We start from the raw sequence: 22,854 nt of genomic DNA, 5'->3' as shown, positions 1-22,854 counted from the left end.
GGGCGAATGCCTCCTAGCGGACCCCCGCGTTCGGGCCTCGCGAAGATGTGCCAGAGTTGCCACGTCCGCCCTGTGAGCACGTACCGTACGGCCACACAGGTGGGACCAGGTGGGGCAGCGGGAAGGGGCAGCCGGTTTGACCACGCACGCACCGCAGGCGGCGCAGGCCGTCACGCTGCCCACGACACTGGACGAGGCCGTGGCGGCGCTCACCGCCATGCCCACCGCCGTGCCCGTGGCGGGCGGCACCGATCTGATGGCCGCCGTCAACTCCGGTCAGCTCAGGCCCGCCGCCCTGGTGGGTCTCGGGCGGATCAGCGAGATCCGCGGCTGGCAGTACCAGGACGGCCATGCGCTGCTCGGCGCCGGCCTCACGCACGCACGCATGGGCCGCCCCGACTTCGCGGCCCTGATCCCGGCGCTCGCCGCCGCCGCGCGCGCCGCCGGCCCGCCGCACATCCGCAACGCCGGCACCCTCGGCGGCAACATCGCCACGGCCGCCCCCACCGGGGACGCGCTGCCGGTGCTGGCCGCCCTGGAGGCGACGCTGATCATCGCGGGCCCGGGCGGAGCCACCCGGGAGATCCCGGTGTCGCACCTGCTGGCCGGCGTGGAGATGCTGCGCGGCGGCGAACTCATCGGCTACGTGCGCGTGCCGCTGCTGCACGCCCCGCAGGTCTTCCTGAAGGCCACCGGACGCACCGGCCCCGGCCGCGCGGTGGCCTCCGTCGCGCTGGTCCTCGACCCCGCCCGGCGCGGCGTGCGGTGCGCGGTCGGCGCCATAGCGCCGATGCCGCTGCGGCCCCTGGAGGCCGAGCAGTGGGTCGCGCAGCTCATCGACTGGGACAACGACCGCGCGCTCGTCCCGGAGGCCCTGAACGCCTTCGGGGAGTACGTCGCCGCGGCCTGCATCCCCGACCCGGCCCCGGAACCGGACGGCACCGTGGCCGCGCTTCCGCCCGCCGTACTGCACCTGCGGCGCACCGTCGCCGCGCTGGCCCGACGAGCACTGGGGAGGGCGCTGTCGTGACCGACGACCAGCACGGAGAGGGCGCGCCCCGGAGCGGCGGCCGCTGGGACCCGCTGCCCCAGGGCGACTACGACGACGGCGCCACCGCCTTCGTCAAGCTCCCCGAGGGCGGCATCGACGCCCTCCTGGCCGGCGACAGCCCGCTGGCCGCGCCCGGTCACGGCTACGTACCGCCGCGGATAGCGCCGACCCCGGGGACCGGCGACCCCGCCGACGGCGGCTGGGGCACGCCCGCCGACGGACAGCGGTGGCCCGACCCGAACGCCGTACCGCAGGACCAGGCCGGGGGCGACCGGTTCACGTACAACCCCGCCGCCACGCAGCAGTGGACCTTCGATGAGCCCGCCGCGCCCTCCGCGCCCGGGCACGACGTCACCGGGCAGTGGTCCATCCCCGTCGCGGGCGGCGATCTTCCGGACGAATCGGGCGAGTTCACCACCTCCTCGCTGGTCGAGCAGTGGGGCGGCACCCCGCCGGCCACCCTCCCCGGCGGCGCGCCCGCGCCCTGGGCGACGGAGGGCGCGGGACAGCCGTGGGGCCGGCCGGAGACGGCACCGCGGCAGGGCGAGCCCGAGGGGGCGAGCCTGCCGGGACACGCGCCTCAGGGGTTCGCGCCCGAGGGGGCGTACGCCGGGGGTACGGCGGATCACGCGTCCACGCCCGCGCCCCACGACGCTTCCACGCATCCCGGGTACGCGCCCGACGGCGCCGAGGGTCCCGAGCGCGCGGCGCAGGGCGGCCACGGCGAGGCGCCCTTCGCCCAGGACGGCACGCTGGGCGGGCACGGCCCCGCACAGGGCCCTGAGAGCCCCGCTGGCGGCCCGGCAGCCCGTACCGCGGCCCAGGAGACCCGGCATGCACCGGAGGCCGTCGAAACGCCGGACACGGCCGCCGCGTCCGGCACGCCCGACCCGACGGGCTCCAACGAGTCGACCGGCTCGGCAGACCCCTCCGGCACGCGCACGCGTGCGGCCGCCTCGGCGGACACGCCGGGCCCCGCCGACGCGGAAGGCGCGCACGGCACCCCGGAGCCGGGGGACGACCCGGCGGCCTCCCGGGCCCCGCACGAGGACCCGGACGCCGACGCGCCCGCCGCGACCGACGCCCCGGCCCCGGCGGACGCCGCCCCGCTCCCGCCCAACGACGACCACCCGCTCGCCTCCTACGTCCTGCGGGTCAACGGCGCCGACCGCCCCGTCACCGACGCCTGGATCGGCGAGTCCCTGCTGTACGTCCTGCGGGAGCGGCTCGGCCTGGCGGGTGCCAAGGACGGCTGCTCGCAGGGCGAGTGCGGGGCCTGCAACGTGCAGGTGGACGGGCGGCTGGTGGCCTCCTGCCTGGTCCCGGCGGTCACCGCGTCCGGTGCCGAGGTCCGCACCGTCGAGGGCCTGGCCGTCGACGGGCAGCCCTCCGACGTCCAGCGGGCGCTCGCCCGGTGCGGCGCCGTGCAGTGCGGTTTCTGCGTGCCCGGCATCGCGATGACCCTGCACGACCTGCTGGAGGGCAACCCCGCGCCCACCGAGCTGGAGACCCGGCAGGCCCTCTGCGGCAACCTGTGCCGCTGCTCCGGCTACCGGGGCGTCCTGGAGGCCGTCGAGGCGGTCGTCGCCGAACGCGAGGCGCACACCGCCGCCGATGCCGAGACGGACGCCGACGAGGCGCGTATTCCGCACCAGGCGGGCCCGGGGGCAGGCGGCGTCAACCCGGCGGCGTTCGAGACCCCGGGCGTGTTCGACGGCTCCCAGGGCTACGAGGGCTCCCAGGCCTTCGACGGCTCCCAAGCCTTCGGCGTACCCGGACCGCACGATCCGCATGACCCGCACGACCCGAACATGGGCGTGCACGACCCGCACTCCGGACCGCACGACCAGCACTACGGCCAGGACGGAGGCCAGGCGTGAGCAACGAAGCCGCCACCGCGACCACCCCTGCGGAAGCGGCCCCCGCGGCCGAGCCGTTGCCGCACGGCCTCGGCGCCTCGCTGCCGCACGCCGACGCCCGCGCCAAGACCGAGGGCACCTTCCCGTACGCCGCCGACCTGTGGGCCGAGGGCCTGCTGTGGGCGGCCGTCCTGCGCTCCCCGCACGCGCACGCGCGCATCGTGTCCATCGACACCACCCACGCGCGCGAGATGCCCGGCGTGCGGGCCGTCGTCACCCACGAGGACGTGCCCGGCACGCCTCGCCACGGCCGGGGCACCCCCGACCGGCCGGTCTTCGCCTCCGAGGTCGTACGCCACCACGGGGAGCCCATCGCCGCCGTCGCCGCCGACCATCCGGACACCGCGCGGATGGCCGCCGCCGCCGTCATCGTCGAGTACGAGGTGCTCGACCCGGTGACCGACCCCGAGCAGTCCTTCGAGGCGGAGCCGCTGCACCCCGACGGCAACCTGATCCGGCACATCCCGCTGCGCCACGGCGACCCGGACGTGGTCGGCGAGGTCGTCGTCGAGGGCCAGTACCGCATCGGCCGCCAGGACCCGGCCCCGATCGGCGCCGAGGCCGGCCTCGCGGTGCCGCGGCCCGACGGCGGCGTGGAGCTGTACATGGCCTCCACCGACCCGCACACCGACCGCAACACGGCCGCCGCCTGCTACGGCCTGCCCGCCGACCGCGTCAAGATCGTCGTCACCGGGGTGCCCGGCGCCACCGCCGACCGCGAGGACCAGGGCTTCCAGCTCCCGCTCGGCCTGCTGGCGCTCAAGACCGGCTGCCCGGTCAAGCTCACGGCGACCCGCGAGGAGTCCTTCCTCGGCCACACCCACCGCCACCCCACCCTGCTGCGCTACCGCCACCACGCGGACGCCGAGGGCAAGCTGGTGAAGGTCGAGGCGCAGATCCTGCTGGACGGCGGCGCGTACGCCGACACCTCCGCCGACGCGCTGGCCGCCGCCGTCTCCTTCGCGTGCGGCCCGTACGTCGTCCCGAACGCCTTCATCGAGGGCTGGGCCGTCCGCACCAACAACCCGCCCTCCGGCCATGTGCGCGGCGAGGGCGCCATGCAGGTGTGCGCCGCCTACGAGGCGCAGATGGACAAGCTGGCGAAGAAACTGGGCCTGGATCCGGCGGAACTGCGCCTGCGCAACGCGCTCGCGACCGGGGACGTCCTCCCGATCGGCCAGACCGTGACCTGCCCGGCCCCGGTGGCCGAACTCCTCCAGGCGGTCCGGGACTTCCCGCTGCCCGCGCTGCCCAAGGACACCCCCGAGGAGGACTGGCTGCTGCCCGGCGGCCCCGAGGGGGCGGGCGAGCCGGGCGCGGTGCGCCGGGGCGTCGGCTACGGCCTGGGCATGGTGCACATGCTCGGCGCGGAGGGCGCGGACGAGGTGTCCACGGCCACCGTCAAGATCCACGACGGGGTGGCCACGGTGCTGTGCGCGGCCGTGGAGACCGGCCAGGGCTTCACCACCCTCGCCCGCCAGATCGTCCAGGAGACGCTCGGCGTCGACGAGGTGCACGTGGCACCGGTCGACACCGACCAGCCGCCGGCCGGCGCGGGCTGCCGGGGCCGCCACACCTGGGTGTCCGGCGGAGCGGTGGAGCGGGCGGCCAAGATGGTCCGCACCCAGCTCCTGCAGCCCCTGGCGCACAAGTTCGGCATGTCCACCGAGCTGCTCCAGATCACGGACGGCAAGATCACCTCGTACGACGGCGTGCTGTCGACGACCGTCACCGAGGCGATGGAGGGCAAGGAACTGTGGGCCACGGCCCAGTGCCGCCCGCATCCCACGGAGCCCCTCGACGCCTCCGGCCAGGGCGACGCGTTCGTCGGCCTCGCCTTCTGCGCGATCCGCGCGGTGGTGGACGTCGACGTCGAACTGGGCTCGGTCCGGGTGGTCGAGCTGGCGGTCGCCCAGGACGTCGGCCGCGTCCTCAACCCGGCCCAGCTGACGGCCCGCATCGAGGCGGGCGTCACCCAGGGCGTGGGCATCGCGCTCACCGAGAACCTGCGCACCCCCCGGGGCCTGGTCCGCCACCCCGACCTCACCGGCTACGCCCTGCCGACCGCGCTGGACGCACCGGACATCCAGATCGTGAAACTGGTCGAGGAACGGGACGTGGTCGCCCCGTTCGGCGCCAAGTCGGTCAGCGCGGTCCCGGTGGTGACGTCCCCGGCGGCGATCGCCTCCGCCGTCCGCGCGGCGACGGGCCGCCCGGTCAACCGCCTCCCGATCCGCCCCCAGGCCGCGGTGGTGACCCCGCAGTGACCACACCGCCCGAGGAACCGCGCTACGAACCTCCGCCCAGCGTGGGCAAGTTGTTCGGGTGGATCCTGCTGTTCCTGGTGGCGGCACTGGCCGTGGTGCTGGGCGGCATCTACCTCACCTGAGCCACGCAACGCGCGGGGCTCGCCCGGCGTCCTTATTCCTCGAGCGTTGTCAGTGGTGCCGCGTAGTGTGCTGAGCAGTGGGGGACGGCCGCGCTTCCGACGGGAGCCCGGGGCCGGCCGGGCATGCCCTGCCCAGGGACGCACGCATCGATGAAGATCGCGGGGGAGCGATGAGCACGACCGAGGCCGGGATTCCGGCGATCACGCTGACCGAGGCGGAACTGGACAGGCTCGTCACGCACGCGCCGACACACGAACTTCTCACCGGTCCCGGACTGCCCACGGACGCCGGCCTGCTGACGTTCTCCCCCCTCCGCACCCACGGCCTGCGCACGCTCGGGGACGCCACGGACGGTCCCTTCCACCTGGCGGAGGAGCTGCGCAACCGCCTGGTGATCGGCGAACTCCTCAACCCCGCGGGCATGGAGCGCGAGTCGATCCTGCTCGACGGCGTCACGGGCGAGCTGACGACGGCCTACCTCTTCGACCCGTCCGACCCCCGCCCCTTCGCCCCCTCGCTGGACACCCTCCTGCGCTTCGCCGCGGTCACCGAGGAACTGGCGGGCCTGCGCGGCCGGTTCGCCTCCCTCGCGGGCCGGTACGGCCCCAAGACGGTGACCGAGGCCACCCGCCGCCTCCTCACCCTCTTCGAGGAGGGCACGGACGGCCGGGTCCCGCCGTACTGGAAGGCGGCGGCCCTGATCCGCCCGCTCGCCCTCATCGCCGGCCCCGGCACGGCCTCCGGCCTCACCCTGGACGTGCCCGCCCGCCTCCTTGACCAGGAGTTCGGCGCCGGCCGGGTGTCCCGCTTCGAGGAGGTCGACTTCCCGGCCACGCTCACCCACGAGCCGACCCGCCGCTTCCTGCGCGAGACGGGGCTGCCGGAAGAGGCGGTCCTCTTCCACGCCGACACCGACGTCCCGCTGCCCACCCTCACCGAGTACGTCACCGGCGAGCGCGCCGACGACTACCCCCTGGACGCCCTCCCCGCCCACTCCGACCACCTCATCCGCCTCGGCTACCTCGTCGAGGACAACAGCCTGGTGATCGACGGCAGAACGGGCGCGATCCTCACCTTCAGCGAGCCCGAGGCCACGCTCTACCCGCTGAACACCGACATCTCCACCCTCGCCTTCACGCTCTGGCTCCTGCACCACGAGCGGACGATCGACGAACACCTCGGCCACGAACTGACGACAGCCGCCTACGACCAGCTGGCCGCAGCCATGATCCACACCCTGACCGCGATAGACCCCACGGCCCTGTCCCCCGACATCCACTGGCACTACTGGACGGAACTGTTCCAGGACGAGGCGGGCGGCGTCCTCTGACCCCGGCGACCCCGGCTACCCCTGCGACCTCGGCGGCCCCGCACGCGGCGAAGGGGCGACACCCTCGCCGGATGCCGCCCCTACGCCGTACTGGAGGCCGTGGCGGGAATTGAACCCGCGTACCGCGCTTTGCAGGCGCGTCCCTGAGCCACTCGGGCACACGGCCGTGTTCGTGGAATGAACGTACGGGGGCGGTCGGAGGGGGCTCAAGGGAATGGCCCGGGCTGCAACGGGACTGCCATACGGCGTTCATGAAGCGGGGGAAGCGAGGGAAGCCGGGGAAGCGGGGGATGTACGACCAAGGTCGCAGTGCCCCCGGGACCACCGACAGGAGCCAAACGCACTGGTGGGCCTTACGCTGACGAGCATGACCGCCCTTGAGTCCTCTGATGCCGCTGTTGTGGATGATGCCGCTGACAGAGAGGGCGGCGTGCTGAGCCGGTCGTACCGGGCGCTCAGTGTCGGGATCGTGTCCGTCGTGCTGCTCATCGCCTTCGAGGCGACCGCCGTCGGCACCGCGATGCCGGTCGCGGCGCGGGAGCTGGACGGGGTGGCGCTGTACGCGTTCGCCTTCTCCGGGTACTTCACGACCAGCCTGTTCGGGATGGTGCTGTCCGGGCAGTGGTCCGACCGGCGGGGCCCGCTCGGGGCCCTGACCACGGGGATCGGCGCCTTCGCGGCGGGGCTCGTGGTCGCCGGGACCGCGCAGGGCATGTGGGTGTTCATCCTGGGGCGGGCGGTGCAGGGCTTCGGCGGCGGGCTGGTCATCGTCGCGCTGTACGTCGTCGTCGGGCGCGCCTACCCCGAGCGGCTGCGGCCCGCGATCATGGCGTCCTTCGCCGCCGGGTGGGTCGTACCGTCCATCGTGGGCCCCCTCGCCTCGGGCGCCGTGACGGAGCACCTGGGCTGGCGGTGGGTCTTCCTCGGGATCCCGGCCCTGGTGGTCTTCCCGCTCGCCCTCGCGCTGCCCCAGATACGGCGGCGGGCGTCGGGGCCCGTGGACGGCACCGCCGGCTCCGCCTCCTTCGACCGGCGGCGCATCCGGCTCGCCCTCGCCATCTCCCTCGGCGCGGGACTCCTCCAGTACGCCGCCCAGGACCTGCGGTGGCTGTCGCTGCTCCCCGGTCTCGCCGGGGCGGCCCTGTTGGTGCCCGCGGTCCTCGGCCTGCTGCCTCGCGGCACGTACCGGGCCGCCCGCGGGCTGCCCTCCGTGGTGCTGCTGCGCGGGGTGTCCGCGGGGTCGTTCATCGCGGCCGAGTCCTTCGTGCCGCTGATGCTGGTCACCCAGCGGGGGCTGTCGCCGACGCTGGCCGGGTTCTCGCTCGCCGCGGGCGGGGGCACCTGGGCCTTGGGGTCGTGGGTGCAGTCGCGGTCGCGCGTGGAGCCGTACCGGGAGCGGCTGATGACGGCCGGGATGGTGCTGGTCGCCGCCGCGATCGTCACCGCACCCAGCGTGCTCGTGCACTCCGTGCCCGTCTGGATCGTCGCCGTCGCCTGGGCCTTCGGCTGCTTCGGCATGGGGCTGGTGATCTCCTCCACCAGCGTGCTTCTCCTGCACCTCTCCGCCCCGGAGGAGGCCGGCGCCAACTCCGCCGCCCTCCAGATCTCCGACGCCCTCTCCAACGTCGTCCTCCTGGCGGCGACCGGCGCGGCCTTCGCGGCGCTGGGCGGCGGCAGCGCGGCGGCCACCACGGCGACCACCTCCGACGGCACCCATCCCGCCGCCTTCGCCGCCGTGTTCCTGCCGATGGCGGGCGTGGCGCTGGTGGGGGCGTGGGTGACGACGCGGTTGCGGGCGCGGTGAGGGCCGGTGCCCCGAGGAGGATGGTCGTAAATCGGTCGTGGGCGGTCGAGCGCGGGGCATAACCTCCCGCCATGGACGACCTCATCCTCCGTCTCGACACCGCCGTCCGGCGGGAGCTCGACGATCTCGCGGACGCCACCGGTCGGCTCCCCGAGGACATCGCCCTGGACGCCGTACTGCAGTGCCTGGCACGCGAGTCGTCGCCGGTGCGCGTCACGGCCGAGTCGCTCGCCGGCGCGCACGCCGATCTGCTGCGGAGGCTCGGCGAATGACCAGGCACCTCACCGTCGCGGAGGTCACGGAGATCGCCCGGATCGCCTTCGGCGGGCGTACTCCGGAGGTCCGGGAGAGCGGGCTGTTCGTGTCCGCCGTGCACCGGCCCCGCGCCCGCATGTTCGGCACCGCGGCCTACGAGGACCTCCACGAGCAGGCAGCCGCGCTGCTGCACGCCATCGCGACGAACCACCCGCTCGTCGACGGGAACAAGCGCACGGCCTGGCTGGCCGCCGCGACGTTTCTCGGCGTCAACGGCGTCGACCTCGAGGGCTGTGCCCAGGACAGCGCATACGACCTGGTCATCGACGTGGCCTCCGGCAACCTCGGTGACATCCCGCAGATCGCGGAACGGCTGCGGCAGTTGTGACGTGGGTCCCACCCACGGGCGACCCGGCCTCGTCCGGGCGTTGACAGGGGTGGGCCGCCGGTAGGGTGGCCCGGTTGTCATACGTAGCCGAGCCGCCCTACCCCCCAACCACGGAGACCGTGACTACCACCGCCGCTTCCTCGACGCACTCCCACCACCTTTCCCCCGCCTTCCCGGGCCGCGCGCCCTGGGGTACGGCCAGCAAGCTGCGTGCCTGGCAGCAGGGGGCGATGGAGAAGTACATCCAGGAGCAGCCGCGTGACTTCCTCGCCGTCGCCACGCCCGGCGCCGGCAAGACGACCTTCGCGCTGACCCTCGCCTCCTGGCTGCTGCACCACCACGTCGTGCAGCAGGTCACCGTGGTCGCGCCGACCGAGCACCTGAAGAAGCAGTGGGCGGAGGCCGCGGCGCGGATAGGGATCAAGCTCGACCCCGAGTACAGCGCGGGCCCGCTCGGCAAGGACTACGACGGGGTCGCCGTCACGTACGCCGGTGTCGGCGTGCGGCCGATGCTGCACCGCAACCGGGTCGAGCAGCGCAAGACGCTCGTGATCCTCGACGAGATCCACCACGCCGGTGACTCCAAGTCCTGGGGCGAGGCGTGCCTGGAGGCGTTCGAGCCCGCGACCCGGCGACTCGCGCTGACCGGTACGCCGTTCCGGTCCGACACCAACCCCATCCCCTTCGTGACGTACGAGGAGGGGACGGACGGGATCCGGCGGTCCGCCGCCGACTACACGTACGGGTACGGCAACGCCCTCGCCGACCACGTCGTCCGGCCGGTGATCTTCCTCAGCTACAGCGGCAACATGCGCTGGCGCACGAAGGCGGGCGACGAGATCGCCGCCCGGCTCGGCGAGCCGATGACCAAGGACGCCATCAGCCAGGCCTGGCGTACCGCCCTCGACCCGCGCGGCGACTGGATGCCGAGCGTGCTGCGCGCCGCCGACCAGCGGCTGACCGAGGTCAGGAAGGCCATTCCGGACGCCGGTGCGCTGGTCATCGCCTCCGACCAGGACTCGGCGCGTGCGTACGCCAAGCTGATCCGCGAGATCACGGGGACCAAGGCGACCCTGGTGCTGTCCGACGACGCCGGCGCCTCGAAGCGGATCGACGAGTTCAGCGGCAGCAACGACCGCTGGATGGTCGCGGTGCGCATGGTGTCCGAGGGCGTCGACGTGCCCCGGCTCGCGGTGGGCGTGTACGCCACCACCATCTCGACCCCGCTGTTCTTCGCCCAGGCCGTCGGCCGTTTCGTACGGTCCCGGCGGCGCGGCGAGACCGCGTCCGTGTTCCTGCCGACCGTGCCCGACCTGCTGACCTTCGCCAACGAGATGGAGAAGGAGCGGGACCACGCCCTCGACAAGCCGAAGAAGGAGGGCGAGGAGGACCCGTACGCCGAGTCCGAGAAGGAGATGGACGAGGCGAACAAGCAGCAGGACGAGGACACCGGCGAGCAGGACATGCTGCCCTTCGAGGCGCTGGAGTCCGACGCCGTCTTCGACCGGGTGCTGTACGACGGCGCCGAGTTCGGCATGCAGGCCCACCCGGGCAGCGAGGAGGAGCAGGACTACCTGGGGATTCCGGGGCTCCTCGAACCCGAGCAGGTGCAGCTGCTGCTGCAGAAGCGGCAGGCCCGGCAGATCGCGCACAGCCGGAAGAAGCCGGACTCCGAGGCGGACCTGCTGGAGCTGCCCGCCGAGCGGCGGCCGGTGGTCAGCCACAAGGAGATGATGGAGCTGCGCAAGCAGCTCAACACGATGGTCAGCGCGTACGTCCATCAGAGCGGCAAGCCGCACGGGGTGATCCACACCGAGCTGCGCCGGGTGTGCGGGGGACCGCCGAGCGCGGAGGCGACGGCGGGACAGCTGCGGTCGCGGATCGCGAAGGTCCAGGAGTGGGCCACCCGTATGAGGTGACGGCCGTATGAGGTGACGGTCCCGGCAGCCCCGGACCCCCTCATGGTCGCCCCGCACCCCCCTCATGTTCATGGGGTTCATGTTCATGGGGCATGTGCGTATCCGGACGAATGCAGGCAGGCCGGATCTGGTCTTGCCCGGATTCTGGACCGAGACTTCCGCTCAGCGAACCCCCTTCGCTACTGTCCCGCTACGCACACGCCCCGTGGCAGCGCCGCCGCGGAGCGCAGCCGTGAAGCGACATTGGCCCGGAGCCGCCGGGCCGTCCTGCCGATCGGCGGCCTCTGAAGCGCGTCGCCGACGGGACTCGACGACGCATCTCTCGCTCAGGGGTCGCCGACCTCATCGCAAAAGGAGTGGGCGTCGTGACCGCGGAGACCTCTCAGACGCTCGATCGGGGACTGCGCGTCCTCAAGCTGCTGGCCGACACGGACCACGGGCTGACCGTCACCGAGCTTTCCAACAAACTGGGCGTGAACCGGACCGTCGTGTACCGGTTGCTCGCCACGCTGGAGCAGCACGCGCTCGTACGGCGTGACCTGGGCGGCCGGGCCAGGGTCGGGCTCGGGGTGCTGCGGCTCGGCCGCCAGGTGCATCCGCTGGTACGGGAGGCCGCGCTGCCCGCGCTGCGCTCGCTGGCCGAGGACATCGGGGCGACGGCACATCTGACACTGGTCGACGGCACCGAGGCGCTGGCCGTCGCGGTGGTCGAGCCGACCTGGACGGACTACCACGTGGCCTACCGGGCCGGTTTCCGCCACCCGCTGGACCGCGGCGCCGCCGGCAAGGCGATCCTCGCGGCGCGACAGTCGCAGTCGGTCGACCCCGGCTACACCCTGACGCACGGCGAGCTGGAGGCCGGTGCGAGCGGGGCCGCCGCGCCGCTGATCGGGGTGACGGGCGTCGAGGGCAGCGTGGGTGTGGTGATGCTGGCGGACTCCGTGCCGGAACGGGTGGGCGCGCGGGTGGTCGAGGCGGCCAAGGAGGTCGCCGAGGCGTTGCGCTGACCGTGCTTTGGTCGTCTCGACAATGACCGTCCCTTAGCTTTGGCCGATCCCTGCACCTTCTCCCGTCCACCCCTCCGCATCATCAAGGGCCATACAAGCCCCGAGGCGGAGGGAGCCGGACGGTGGAGAGAGTCGACAGTCGGCCACAGGTCGGACAACAGGCGGGCCGCGCACATCGGCTGACCCGGCGGCAAGCCGTGGGCACACTGGTGGGGGAGGCCGCCGGGAGTCCGTTGAAGCGGACCATGGGGGTCGCGCAGCTCACGCTGCTCAGCGTGGGCGCCACCCTCGGCACCGGCATCTTCGTCGTGCTCGGCGAGGCCGTGCCCGAGGCCGGGCCCGCCATCGTCGTGTCCTTCGTCCTCGCCGGAGTGACCGCGCTGTTCTCGGCCCTCTCCTACGCGGAGCTGGCCGGCATGATCCCGGGATCGGGGTCGTCGTACAGCTACGCCTACGCCACCCTCGGCGAGCTGGTGGCCTGGGTGTGCGGGTGGTGTCTGATCCTGGAGTACGGGGTGTCGGTGGCCGCCGTGGCCGTGGGCTGGGGGCAGTACGTCAACGAGCTGCTCGACCTCACCTTCGGCGTGACCCTGCCCGAATCGCTCAGCGCGCCGCCCGGTGCCGGCGGGACCCTCAACATCCCGGCCGCCCTCATCGTCGTCCTCGCGATGGTGGTGCTGTTGCGCGGGGCGAAGGAGAGCGCCGTCGCCAACACCGTCATGGTCGCCGTCAAGATCGCCGCTCTCGTCCTCTTCTGCGCGGTCGCCTTCACCGCGTTCCGCGCCGGGAACTTCCAGCCCCTCTTCCCGCTCGGCGCCGCGGGCATGAGCGCCGGCGCGGCCTCGCTCTTCTTCTCCTACATCGGCTTCGACGCCGCCTCCACCGCGGGTGAGGAGGCGCGGAATCCGCAGCGCGACCTGCCCCGCGCGATCATCCTCTCCCTCGTCCTCGTCACCGCCCTGTACGTCCTCGTCGCCGTGGCCGCGCTCGGCGCGATGCCGTGGAAGAAGTTCGAGGGGACCGAGGCCACGCTGAGCGAGGTGCTCGTGCAGTCCGTCGGCGGCGGGAACCTGTGGCCGATCCTGCTCTCCATCGGTGCCGTCGTCGCCACCACCAGCGTGGTGCTGACCGTGCAGTACGGGCAGATCCGCATCCTGTTCGCCATGGCCCGGGACGGGCTGGTGCCGCCGCTGTTCGCCAAGGTGCACCCGCGCACCGGGGTGCCGCGCGCCAACACCGTGATCGTGTCCGGGTTCATCGCCGTGCTCGCCGCGCTCGTCCCGCTCGGCAGCCTCGCCGACGCCACCAGCATCGGCACCCTCTTCGCCTTCATGCTGGTCAACCTGGCGGTCGTCATCCTCCGTCGGCGCAGCCCCGACACCCCCCGCTCCTTCCGCGTCCCCTTCTCCCCGGTCGTCCCCATCCTCGGCGTCGGCTTCTGCGCCTACATGCTGTTCAGCCTGGGCGTCGACACCTGGATCGCCTTCGGTGGCTGGATGGCCGTCGGACTCGTCGTCTACGGCCTCTACGGCATCCGGCACTCCAAGCTCAACCAGAGCCCCGACAGCCCCCACATCCCCCAGGACCTCGCATGACCGCCGCCCCCGGCCTCACCGCCGCCCCCGGCCTCACCGCCGCCCTCGACCTCACCGCCGCCCTCGACCTCACCGCCGACCTGGTCGGCCTCACCCGCGCCCTGGTCGACCTCCCGTCCGAGAGCGGGGACGAGGCGCTCATCGCGGACGCCGTGGAGGAGGCCCTGCGCGCGCTTCCGCACCTCACCGTGGAGCGGATCGGCAACTCGGTCGTCGCCCGCACGGACCTCGGCCGCCCCGAACGGGCGCTGATCGCGGGCCACCTGGACACCGTCCCGGCCGCCGGGAACCTCCCCTCCCGGCTCGCCGACGGCCGGGTCCACGGGCTCGGAGCCTGCGACATGAAGGGCGGGGTCGCGGTGGCCCTGCGGCTCGCGGCCACCGTCACCGCGCCGACCCGCGATCTCACCTACGTGTTCTACGAGTGCGAGGAGGTCGAAGGAGACCGGAACGGGCTGGCGCGGATCGCCGCCGCCCGGCCCGGACTCCTCGAAGAGGCCGGCCTGGCGATCCTGATGGAGCCCTCCGACGCCGGCGTCGAGGCCGGCTGCCAGGGCATCCTCACCGCCGACATCGTCGTCAAGGGCGCCCGCGCCCACACCGCCCGCGCCTGGCAGGGCGTCAACGCCGCCCACAAGGCGGCCCGGGTGCTCCAGCTGCTGGACGACCACACGCCCGAGCGGGTCGTCGTGGACGGGCTGGAGTACCGGGAGGGGTTGAGCGCCGTCGCGGTGCGCGCCGGGGTGGCCGGGAACGTCGTACCGGACGAGTGCGTCGTGACCGTCAACTGCCGGTTTGCACCGAGCCGTTCGGCGGAGGAGGCGGAGGCGTACGTGCGCGGGCTGTTCCCCGGGTACGAGGTGCGCGTCACCGAGGTCGTCGCGGGAGCCCTGCCGCACCTGGACCGGGTCGGCGGGCTGGTCGCGGCGCTGGGCGCCGAGCCCCGGCCCAAGCTGGGCTGGACGGACGTGGCCCGGTTCGCCGCGCTCGGTGTGCCCGCCCTCAACTACGGCCCGGGGGACCCTTCGCTGGCCCACACGGCGGGGGAGTACGTCCCGGTCGCGCACCTGGAGCAGTGCGAGGAGCGGCTCAGGGCGTGGCTCCGCTGAGCCCGGCCAGCGTCCTCAACTGAAGCCAGAGCACCAGCCGTTCGTCGGGGTCGTCCAGGTCGACCCCGGCGTGCTGCTGGAGCTGCCTCAGGCGGTAACGGCAGGTGTTGGGGTGTACGGCGAGGAGCTTCGCCGCGCCCGCCATGTCGCAGCCCGCGTCGAACCAGCAGACGAGCGTGCGGGCGTACTCCGTGCCGTGCTCGGCGTCGTACGCCAGCACCCGCCGCCAGGCGCCCGCGGCCAACTCCCGCCGCTCGCCCATCACTTCGGCCAGCCGCAGCAGGGTCACGCGCGGGCGCACCTCGTCCACCGTGGCGACCGGCCGGGTCGCGTCCAGTATCCGCAGCACCAGGTCCGCGTCCGCCCGCGAGTCCGCGAGGCCGCCCGCGTCCGCCGCCACCTCGCCCAGTGCCGCCCGCACCGGCACCCGCAGCGCCTGCCCGGCCCGCCCCACGATGTCCTCGGCCAGCCGCTTGTGCCGTTCCCCGGGCCCGGGGATTACCGCGTACACCACCCCGTCCAGCAGCACGCACGCGTGCCGTCCGTAGCGGGCCTCGCACTGGAGGCGTACGACGTCCAGCAGGCGCAGTGCGGTGCGCTCGGCGTCCGGGACGCTCGCGGCGGAGTCCAGCACGAAGGCGGCCACCCGGGCCGGGCCGTCGACGCCCAGGCGCTGGGCGGCCGTCGCCGCGTCCGCGGTGCCGTCCAGCAGACGGCGCAGCAGGTCGGTGCCGCGGTGCCGGGCCAACTCGCGGGCGGCGCGGGCCCGGAGCAGGAGCAGCGCGGCCGTGGAGGCGCCCTGGGCGAGGGTGTCCTCGGCGTCCGGGGCGAGCGAGCCGTCGTCGACCACCCAGACCGAGCCGAGGGTCTCCCCGCCGGCCCGGACCGGCATCGCCAGGCGGGGCAGGCCCGAGCCGGACAGCGCGGGCAGCCGCACCGGCCGGTCGGCGGCGAACAGCCGCCGGTACTGCTCGGTGTTCTCCGCGCTGGCCGGCACCTGGAGGCCCAGGATGCCCTGTCGACGGTCCTCGTCCACCGGCTGACCGGGGACGGTCGAGTAGGCGAGGATCCGCTGCCGGGGATCCTCGATGGCGGTGGCCCCGCCGACCCCCGCCGCGATCGCGTCGGCCAGCGCGAACAGGTCCCCGAGGCCGGTGTCGGAGGCGACGGCGGGCCGGGCGCCGATGGCCGAGGCCAGCAGCAGGTGCACCTGGTGCCAGGCGGCGTCCTCGGCGACCGACAGCAGTGCCACGCCGTGTGCCTCCGCCTCCCCGACCGGCCCGTCGACACCGCGCACCACGACCCCGGTCAGCCCCGCCTCGGCGGCCGCCCGCACCAGCGGCCCGGCCTCCGCGGCCGGCACCCCGACCGCCAGCAGCAGCGCGCCCGGCAGCCGGGGGAGCGGGGCGTGCGCGTCGTACAGCACCGCCTCGGTGACCGGCACACCGGGCCCGGCGGGGGCGGTGTGCAGGCGCAGGGCGGGACCGCCGACCACGTCCAGCAGGTCACCGAGGGTGCAGGTGGCCATGGCGTCCATGAGATTCCCCAGCAGGCTGTTGGCGGATGGTGAAACGACGGTACGTACGCCTTGGCCGCTCGCACAACACACATGGACCCGGCTCCTTCGAGACTCGTGCCATGACAGCAGGAGCCGTGACAGCAGAAGTCACCGTCCGTACCGTCCACGACGTGGCCGGGCTCGCGGCCGTCGCCGACTACTTCAGCGACGTCTGGCACACCCCCCGCACCGCCCCGCCCTACCCGGCCGAGGTGCTGCACAGCCTGGTGCACGCGGGCGGCGCCGTGCACGCCGCGTACGACGGCGCGCGGCCGGCCGGGGCCTCCGTCGCCGTGCTCGGACCGGAACGGAGCACGTACTCCCTGGTCGCCGCCGCCGACCGGGGCCTCGGACACTCGGTGAAGCAGGCCCAGCGCGCCTGGGCGGCCGGCCTCGGCGCCCGCACCATGCGCTGGACCTTCGACCCGCTGGTCGGCCGCAACGCCCGCTTCAACCTGGCCAAGCTGGGCGCGGTCGGCACGGAGTACCTGGTCGACTTCTACGGCCCCATGACGGACGGCGTGAACGACGGCGACGAGAGCGACCGGCTGACGGTGACCTGGGATCTGACGGCGCCGACCCCGTCGTACGACACTCCTTCGTACGACATCCCGGACCACGCGCCCGGCGGGCTCGTGACGCACACCGCCCCCGACGGCGCCCCGCTCGCCCGCCGCGGCGACACGCACCTCTTCTGCCGCGTCCCCGACGACATCGTCGCGCTGCGTGCCGCCGACCCGGCGCTCGCCCTGCGCTGGCGGCACGCGGTGCGCGAGGTGTTCGTGGGTGCCTTCGAGGAGGGGTTCCGGGCGACCGGCATGTCCCGCGACGGCTGGTACACGCTGACCCGTACGACGGAGACCCGTACGTCCGAGGGGAGCGCCGCATGAAGCTGGAGCGCGTCGAGATCGTGCACGTGGCGATCCCCTTGGTCACCCCCTTCCGTACGTCCTTCGGCACGATGACGACGAAGGACACCTTCCTCCTGCGCGTCGTCACGGACGCGGCCGAGGGCTGGTCCGAGTTCGCCGCCGACCCCGAGCCGCTGTACTGCTCGGAGTTCGTGGCCGGCGCCGAGATCGTGCTGCGCGACTTCCTGCTGCCCCGCGTGGCCGCCCTCCCGCACCTCACCACGGCCGCGCTGGCCCCGGCGATGGCGAAGATCAAGGGGCACGAGCTGGCCAAGGCGGCCCTGGAGACGGCCGTCCTGGACGCCGAGCTGCGGGCCCACGGCATGCCGCTCGCCGTGTATCTCGGCGCCGTACGGGACCGGGTGCCCGCCGGTGTCTCCGTGGGCATCAAGAACTCCGTCCCCGAGCTGCTGGACGACGTCGAGCGGTACCTCGCCGAGGGGTACGTCCGCATCAAGCTGAAGATCGAGCCCGGCTGGGACGTCGAGCCGGTCCGGGCGGTCCGCGAACGCTTCGGCGCCGAGCTGCCCCTGCAGGTCGACGCCAACACCGCTTACACCCTCGCGGACGCCGAGCACCTGCGGCGCCTGGACGAGTTCGGGCTGCTGCTCATCGAGGAGCCGCTGGAGGAGAACAACCTCCACGCCCACGCCCAGCTCCAGCGGCGCATCGCGACCCCGGTCTGTCTGGACGAGTCCCTGCACCACGCCACCGACACCGCCTCCGCGATCGCCATGGACGCCTGCCGGGTGGTCAACGTGAAGCCCGCCCGGGTCGGCGGCTATCTGGAGGCCCGCCGCGTCCACGACGTGGCCCACGCGCACGGGGTCCCGGTGTGGTGCGGCGGCATGCTGGAGACGGGCATCGGCCGCGCCCCCAACCTGGCCCTCGCGGCCCTGCCCGGCTTCACCCTGCCCGGTGACACCTCGGCCTCCTCCCGCTACTTCGCGGAGGACGTCACCGAGCCGTTCGTCCTCGAGGACGGCCACCTTCCGGTTCCGGCCACGCCCGGCATCGGCGTCGAGCCGCTCCCGGAGGCGCTGCGCCGGTTCACCCGGGAGCGCCGGGACCTGTACGTACGGGGCGGGGGAGGGGTGTGACCGTCGCGTTAGTGTGATCCCGTGCTCTCACGTCTCACGCGCCCCCAGGCCGTCGCCGTCTGCGCCCTGCCCGTCGTGGCCCTGCTCGCCACGGCGCTGTTCGCGCCGCTGCCGTTCGCGGTGGCGCAGCCGGGCATGACGGCGAACGTGCTCGGCAAGAACAAGGGCACCCCGGTGATCACCGTCTCCGGCGCGCCGACCCGCCCGACCAGCGGGCAGCTGCGGATGACGACCATCGTGGCGACCGGCCCGGACACGCCGGTGCGCCTCGGGGACGTGCTGGGCAACTGGTTCCGCACGGACCGGGCGGTCATGCCGCACGACTCGGTCTACCCGACGGGCAACAACGTCAAGGAGATCGAGAAGCACAACGTGCAGCAGATGCGGGAGTCCCAGGACGCGGCGACCCAGGCGGCGCTGAAGTACCTGGACCTGAGCCCCGACAAGGTCAAGGTCACGCTGAAGCTCGCGGACGTGGGCGGGCCCAGCGCGGGGCTGCTGTTCACCCTGGGGATCATCGACAAGCTGGACGGCGACGGCAGCGGCGGCGACCTCACGGGCGGCCGCACCATCGCCGGTACGGGCACGATCGACGCCGGCGGCAAGGTCGGCGCGGTCGGTGGGGTGGCCCTGAAGACACAGGCCGCCCGGCGCGACGGCGCGACCGTCTTCCTGGTCCCGAAGGCCGAGTGCGCCGATGCCCGAGCCGAACTGCCCAAGGGACTGCGCCTGGTCCCGGTCACCACGCTGAAGAGCGCGGTGAACTCCCTGGTCGCCCTGGAGCAGGGGCACGGCCCGGTACCGAGCTGCTAGGGGCCTGGGGCCTGTCTTTTTACGCGCTTACGCGCCTACGCGCCTACGCGACCACCGGCTTCGGGGCGGCCGCGAGGCGCAGGCCGACCTCCACGAGGGTCCAGCCGACGCGGGCCCGCAGCTCGAAGGGCGGCACGTCGATCAGGTCGTGCATCTTCTGGACCAGCTCGGCGTCGCCGGTGCGGGACCACTCCTCGGACCAGCGGTCCTGGGTGCTGAGCCAGGTGGACAGCTCGCGGGCGTGCGTGTTCGCGATCTCGTGGAGGTACATCTCGGCCATGCCCCGGACCTCGGGGCCGGCGCTCTTGAAGTCCTCGGCGTCGAAGACCAGCCCCTCGTCCACCGCCCACCACCAGCGCTCCCGCCCCTTGCCGTGTCCGGGTGCGTCCTCGACGAAGCCGTGGGCGGCCAGCTGATCAACTTCTTTGGAAGTCGTCGTCCTCCCCGGCGGCCTGTTCCACCAGCGGGATGATGCGCAGGGGTACGGGGTTCTCCATGACGATCGCCGTGGAGGCCCGGACGATGCCCTCGATGCCGACGACCCGGTCGATCACCCGCTGGAGGTCGGCGTTGGAGCGGGCCACCAGCCGGCACAGCATGTCCCCGCTGCCGGTGGTGGTCAGCAGTTCCAGCACCTCCGGCACGGTCGCCAGGTGTGCCCGGACGTCGGCGCCCTGCCCCTGCCGGATCTGCAGCGTGGCGAACGCGGTGACCGGGTAGCCGAGGGCCGCCGGGTCCACCTGGGGCCCGAATCCGCGGATGACCCCCGTCGACTGGAGGCGGTCGAGCCGCGCCTGGACCGTCCCCCGGGCGACCCCCAGCCGCCGGGACATCTCCAGCACCCCGATGCGCGGCTCGCGCGCGAGCAGCACGATGATCCGCCCGTCCAGATGATCGATCGCCACGGCCCCTGCTCCTTCTCCGGGTCGGGGTGGTCATCCTGTACAGAAGGGCCGCCGAGACGGCCGTACGACTGAACAGATTGCCCAGTGAATACGCAAACTATTGCGCACCTTGCAGACCGGGGCCACCCTTCCGCTATGACGCAGACCACTCACCACACTCCCGACGCGACCGCCCGGCAGGCCGATCCCTTCCCGGTCAAGGGAATGGACGCGGTCGTCTTCGCCGTGGGCAACGCCAAGCAGGCGGCGCACTACTACTCCACCGCCTTCGGCATGAAGCTGGTCGCGTACTCCGGACCGGAGAACGGCAGCCGCGAGACCGCGAGTTACGTGCTGGAGAACGGATCGGCCCGGTTCGTCCTCACCTCGGTGATCAAGCCGAGCACCCCCTGGGGCGAGTTCCTCTCCCGGCACGTGGCCGAGCACGGCGACGGTGTCATCGACCTGGCCATCGAGGTCCCGGACGCGCGCGCCGCCCACGCCTACGCCGTCGAGCACGGCGCCCGCTCCATCGAGGAGCCGTACGAGCTGAAGGACGAGCACGGCACCGTCGTCCTCGCCGTGATCGCCACCTACGGCGAGACCCGCCACACCCTGGTCGACCGCTCCGGCTACGACGGCCCGTACCTGCCCGGATACGTCGCCGCCGCCCCGATCGTCGAGCCCCCCGCCCAGCGCACCTTCCAAGCCATCGACCACTGCGTCGGCAACGTGGAACTCGGCCACATGAACGAGTGGGTCGGCTTCTACAACAAGGTCATGGGCTTCACGAACATGAAGGAGTTCGTGGGCGACGACATCGCCACCGAGTACAGTGCGCTGATGTCGAAGGTCGTCGCGGACGGCACCCTCAAGGTCAAGTTCCCGATCAACGAGCCCGCGATCGCCAAGAAGAAGTCCCAGATCGACGAGTACCTGGAGTTCTACGGCGGCGCCGGCGTCCAGCACATCGCGCTGAACACCAACGACATCGTCGCCACCGTCCGCACCATGCGCGCGGCCGGAGTCCAGTTCCTCGACACCCCGGACTCCTACTACGACACCCTCGGCGAGTGGGTCGGCGACACCCGCGTGCCGATCGAGACCCTGCGCGAGCTGAAGATCCTCGCCGACCGCGACGAGGACGGCTACCTCCTGCAGATCTTCACCAAGCCGGTCCAGGACCGTCCGACCGTGTTCTTCGAACTCATCGAACGCCACGGCTCGATGGGCTTCGGCAAGGGCAACTTCAAGGCGCTCTTCGAGGCGATCGAGAGGGAGCAGGCCAAGCGGGGCAACCTGTAGGGCAAGCCGAGTCCTACTCCGGCAGGGGCTCGTCCGGCACGTCGCCCAGTTCCTGCAGCGCGGTCCGCGCTGCAGGAACCGCCAGCGGCGAGAAGTGCGGATTGATCCGCAGCGCCTCCTGGAGATGCCGCCGCGCCGACGACTCCTGATCCAGCTCCCTCTCGATCATGCCCCGGTGGTACGCGTACAGCGCACTGCGCACCCCGCCGCCCTCCGCCTTGTCCGTCGCGGTCTTGGCGTACGTCAGCGCCTCCTTGTCGTCGCCGGCGCGGTGCAGCGCCCAGCCGAGGGCGTCGGCCACCTCGATCCCGGGCTGGTTGCGCCACTCCTCCTCCAGCCGCAGCACCGCCTCCTGCGGGTCTCCGTGGTCCGCCTCGTACTGCCCGATCAGCAGCTCCTCGTCGACCCCGCCCGCCGTCGCCTGCCCCGCCCGCTCGCGCATGACGTCGTACTGCCGCTCGGCGTCCCGGTTCAGGCCCAGCGACTCGTACAGCTCGCCCAGCTCCAGCGCGTACCGCGGGTCCGGCTGCTTGGCGAGGGCCTCCTGGTACGCGGCCAGCGCCTGCGAGGTGCGCCCCATCGCGGCCAGCGTCCGCCCCTGCCCGGCCAGCGCCGCCTGCTGCCCGGCGTCGAGCCGCTGGGCACCCTCGAAGTGCCGCAGCGCGTCCGTCAGGTCCCCCCGTTCCCAGGCCAGCTGCCCCAGCCCGGTCAGATAGGCGGCCTGCTCGGCGGGCGTACGGGCGGCCGCCGCCGCGTCCGTCAGCTGGGCCACCGCGTCCTCGCGCCAGCCCCGGTCCCGGTACACGGCCGAGGCCCGCGCCATCACCGCCGGCCGGGCGGCCGCGTCGGTCTTCAGCCCCAGCAGCTTGTCCAGCGTGGAGCGCGCGTTCTTGTAGTCACCGAGCCCGGTGTAGGCGTCGATCAGCGGCGGATACGCCGTCCACTGCTTCGGCGTCAGCTTCAGCAGCTGCTCGCCGTACCGTTTGGCCTCCGGGAAGTCCCGGCGGGCGTTCGCCAGCGCGGCCATCCCGCCCAGCGCCGCCGCCTTGTCCGCGGTCCGCAGGCCCTGCATGTCCAGCGCGGCCCGCAGCGCCCGTTCGGCCTTCGGATAGTTCGCCGCGTCGGCGCTCAGCCGCCCCTGCTCCACATACGCGGTCCCCAGCACCGCCCAGGCCCGCGCGTTGCGCGGCTGCGCCCGCACCGTGCTCTCCTGCCGCCCGATGAGCGTCTCCAGGTCGGTGAGCGTGGCCGGCACCCCGGCGGTGACCGTCGTCAGCGCGGGCGCCCGGGGACCCGCCGCCGGCTTCGGAGCCGCGGCCGGGGGCTTGGCGCGGTGCTCCGGCCCCGAAGCCGGCAGCAGCATCAGCGCCGCGCCCGCGGCGGTACCACCCGCCACCGCCGTGACCAGCGCCCATCGCAGCCACCGCCGGGGACGGCGCGGCCGGGGCGGCTCGGTCACCAGGGACGTACCGGGGAGGGAGTGTCCGTTTTGTCGGTTCTCCATATCGCTCACTGT

Annotated in this window: 20 protein-coding genes and 1 tRNA gene; 16 read left to right on the top strand and 5 right to left on the bottom strand. The window is 73.3% G+C overall.

Going from position 1 to position 22,854, the window contains the following annotated elements; all coding sequences use genetic code 11:
* Positions 1-136 precede the first annotated feature (136 nt).
* The 5 genes from ABZ865_RS28290 (at position 137) to ABZ865_RS28270 (ending at position 6,690) form a co-directional block, all read left to right on the top strand.
* On the top strand, positions 137-1,030 hold the full coding sequence (locus ABZ865_RS28290) for an FAD binding domain-containing protein (protein ID WP_361236142.1): 894 nt from the start codon (positions 137-139) through the stop codon (positions 1,028-1,030).
* Positions 1,027-2,931, top strand: coding sequence for a 2Fe-2S iron-sulfur cluster-binding protein (locus ABZ865_RS28285; protein ID WP_361236138.1), 1,905 nt, complete (start codon positions 1,027-1,029; stop codon positions 2,929-2,931). Before ABZ865_RS28290 ends, ABZ865_RS28285 begins: the two co-directional genes overlap by 4 nt.
* Complete coding sequence (locus ABZ865_RS28280; protein WP_361236135.1) at positions 2,928-5,237, top strand: molybdopterin cofactor-binding domain-containing protein; 2,310 nt, start codon at positions 2,928-2,930, stop codon at positions 5,235-5,237. Before ABZ865_RS28285 ends, ABZ865_RS28280 begins: the two co-directional genes overlap by 4 nt.
* Entirely contained in the window at positions 5,234-5,359 is a 126-nt protein-coding gene (locus ABZ865_RS28275) for a hypothetical protein (RefSeq protein WP_361236132.1), read from the top strand. Before ABZ865_RS28280 ends, ABZ865_RS28275 begins: the two co-directional genes overlap by 4 nt.
* Positions 5,360-5,529: 170 nt before the next feature.
* Positions 5,530-6,690, top strand: coding sequence for an SUKH-4 family immunity protein (locus tag ABZ865_RS28270; RefSeq protein WP_361236130.1), 1,161 nt, complete (start codon positions 5,530-5,532; stop codon positions 6,688-6,690).
* Between the two features lie 91 nt (positions 6,691-6,781).
* Here ABZ865_RS28270 and ABZ865_RS28265 read toward each other — a convergent pair.
* A tRNA-Cys gene (locus tag ABZ865_RS28265) sits at positions 6,782-6,856 on the bottom strand.
* A 201-nt stretch (positions 6,857-7,057) separates the two neighbouring features.
* Here ABZ865_RS28265 and ABZ865_RS28260 point away from each other — a divergent pair.
* The 7 genes from ABZ865_RS28260 to dapE all read left to right on the top strand — a co-directional run bounded on the left by ABZ865_RS28260 (position 7,058) and on the right by dapE (position 14,767).
* On the top strand, positions 7,058-8,494 hold the full coding sequence (locus ABZ865_RS28260; RefSeq protein WP_361236127.1) for an MFS transporter: 1,437 nt from the start codon (positions 7,058-7,060) through the stop codon (positions 8,492-8,494).
* 71 nt (positions 8,495-8,565) lie between these two features.
* A complete protein-coding gene (locus ABZ865_RS28255) occupies positions 8,566-8,766 on the top strand; it encodes a hypothetical protein (RefSeq protein WP_361236124.1) in 201 nt (66 codons plus the stop codon).
* The gene (locus tag ABZ865_RS28250) at positions 8,763-9,137 is read left to right on the top strand and encodes a type II toxin-antitoxin system death-on-curing family toxin (RefSeq protein WP_361236121.1); all 375 of its coding nucleotides are present in this window, start codon (positions 8,763-8,765) and stop codon (positions 9,135-9,137) included. The genes ABZ865_RS28255 and ABZ865_RS28250 overlap by 4 nt, the downstream gene beginning before the upstream one ends.
* 119 nt (positions 9,138-9,256) lie before the next feature.
* The gene (locus ABZ865_RS28245) at positions 9,257-11,056 is read left to right on the top strand and encodes a DEAD/DEAH box helicase (RefSeq protein ID WP_361236118.1); all 1,800 of its coding nucleotides are present in this window, start codon (positions 9,257-9,259) and stop codon (positions 11,054-11,056) included.
* 365 nt (positions 11,057-11,421) lie between these two features.
* Positions 11,422-12,063, top strand: a complete 642-nt coding sequence (locus tag ABZ865_RS28240) for a helix-turn-helix domain-containing protein (protein WP_361236115.1) — start codon at positions 11,422-11,424, stop codon at positions 12,061-12,063.
* Between the two features lie 122 nt (positions 12,064-12,185).
* Positions 12,186-13,658 carry an amino acid permease gene (locus ABZ865_RS28235; protein ID WP_361236112.1) on the top strand — a complete coding sequence of 491 codons (1,473 nt, stop codon included), beginning with the start codon at positions 12,186-12,188 and terminating at the stop codon, positions 13,656-13,658.
* Positions 13,655-14,767 carry a succinyl-diaminopimelate desuccinylase gene (gene dapE / locus ABZ865_RS28230; RefSeq protein ID WP_361236109.1) on the top strand — a complete coding sequence of 371 codons (1,113 nt, stop codon included), beginning with the start codon at positions 13,655-13,657 and terminating at the stop codon, positions 14,765-14,767. Before ABZ865_RS28235 ends, dapE begins: the two co-directional genes overlap by 4 nt.
* On the opposite strand, the gene ABZ865_RS28225 is transcribed toward dapE, so the two are convergent.
* A complete protein-coding gene (locus tag ABZ865_RS28225) occupies positions 14,748-16,295 on the bottom strand; it encodes a helix-turn-helix domain-containing protein (RefSeq protein ID WP_361236106.1) in 1,548 nt (515 codons plus the stop codon). The two genes, dapE and ABZ865_RS28225, sit on opposite strands and share 20 nt — an antisense overlap.
* A gap of 110 nt (positions 16,296-16,405) precedes the next feature.
* Here ABZ865_RS28225 and ABZ865_RS28220 point away from each other — a divergent pair, with 110 nt between their 5' ends.
* Genes ABZ865_RS28220 through ABZ865_RS28210 form a run of 3 tightly spaced genes read left to right on the top strand, consistent with a single transcriptional unit; the run spans position 16,406 to position 19,149 of the window.
* Complete coding sequence (locus ABZ865_RS28220) at positions 16,406-17,215, top strand: chorismate synthase (RefSeq protein ID WP_361236103.1); 810 nt, start codon at positions 16,406-16,408, stop codon at positions 17,213-17,215.
* A complete protein-coding gene (gene menC / locus ABZ865_RS28215; RefSeq protein ID WP_361236100.1) occupies positions 17,212-18,336 on the top strand; it encodes an o-succinylbenzoate synthase in 1,125 nt (374 codons plus the stop codon). Before ABZ865_RS28220 ends, menC begins: the two co-directional genes overlap by 4 nt.
* Before the next feature lie 21 nt (positions 18,337-18,357).
* Positions 18,358-19,149 (top strand): S16 family serine protease, encoded by a 792-nt coding sequence (locus ABZ865_RS28210; RefSeq protein ID WP_361236097.1) that lies wholly within the window; start codon positions 18,358-18,360, stop codon positions 19,147-19,149.
* Positions 19,150-19,192: 43 nt separating this feature from the next.
* Here the strand turns inward: ABZ865_RS28210 and ABZ865_RS28205 are convergent, their stop codons facing one another.
* Together ABZ865_RS28205 and ABZ865_RS28200 are read right to left on the bottom strand one after the other, a co-directional pair.
* Complete coding sequence (locus tag ABZ865_RS28205) at positions 19,193-19,492, bottom strand: hypothetical protein (RefSeq protein WP_361236094.1); 300 nt, start codon at positions 19,490-19,492, stop codon at positions 19,193-19,195.
* 73 nt (positions 19,493-19,565) lie between these two features.
* Positions 19,566-20,054 carry an Lrp/AsnC family transcriptional regulator gene (locus tag ABZ865_RS28200; RefSeq protein WP_361236091.1) on the bottom strand — a complete coding sequence of 163 codons (489 nt, stop codon included), beginning with the start codon at positions 20,052-20,054 and terminating at the stop codon, positions 19,566-19,568.
* A gap of 135 nt (positions 20,055-20,189) precedes the next feature.
* Between ABZ865_RS28200 and hppD the strand changes: the two genes are divergently transcribed.
* A complete protein-coding gene (gene hppD, locus ABZ865_RS28195) occupies positions 20,190-21,338 on the top strand; it encodes a 4-hydroxyphenylpyruvate dioxygenase (RefSeq protein ID WP_361236088.1) in 1,149 nt (382 codons plus the stop codon).
* Positions 21,339-21,351: 13 nt separating this feature from the next.
* Here hppD and ABZ865_RS28190 read toward each other — a convergent pair whose 3' ends face one another.
* Positions 21,352-22,842: a tetratricopeptide repeat protein gene (locus ABZ865_RS28190; protein ID WP_361236085.1), complete on the bottom strand. Its 1,491-nt coding sequence runs from the start codon at positions 22,840-22,842 to the stop codon at positions 21,352-21,354.
* Between the last annotated feature and the right edge of the window lie 12 nt (positions 22,843-22,854).

The organism is Streptomyces sp. NPDC047085, assembly GCF_040643735.1.
GTDB lineage: Bacteria > Actinomycetota > Actinomycetes > Streptomycetales > Streptomycetaceae > Streptomyces.
The sequence above is the reverse complement of the archived record's forward strand: the minus strand, read 5'-3'. Positions and strand labels throughout refer to the sequence as shown.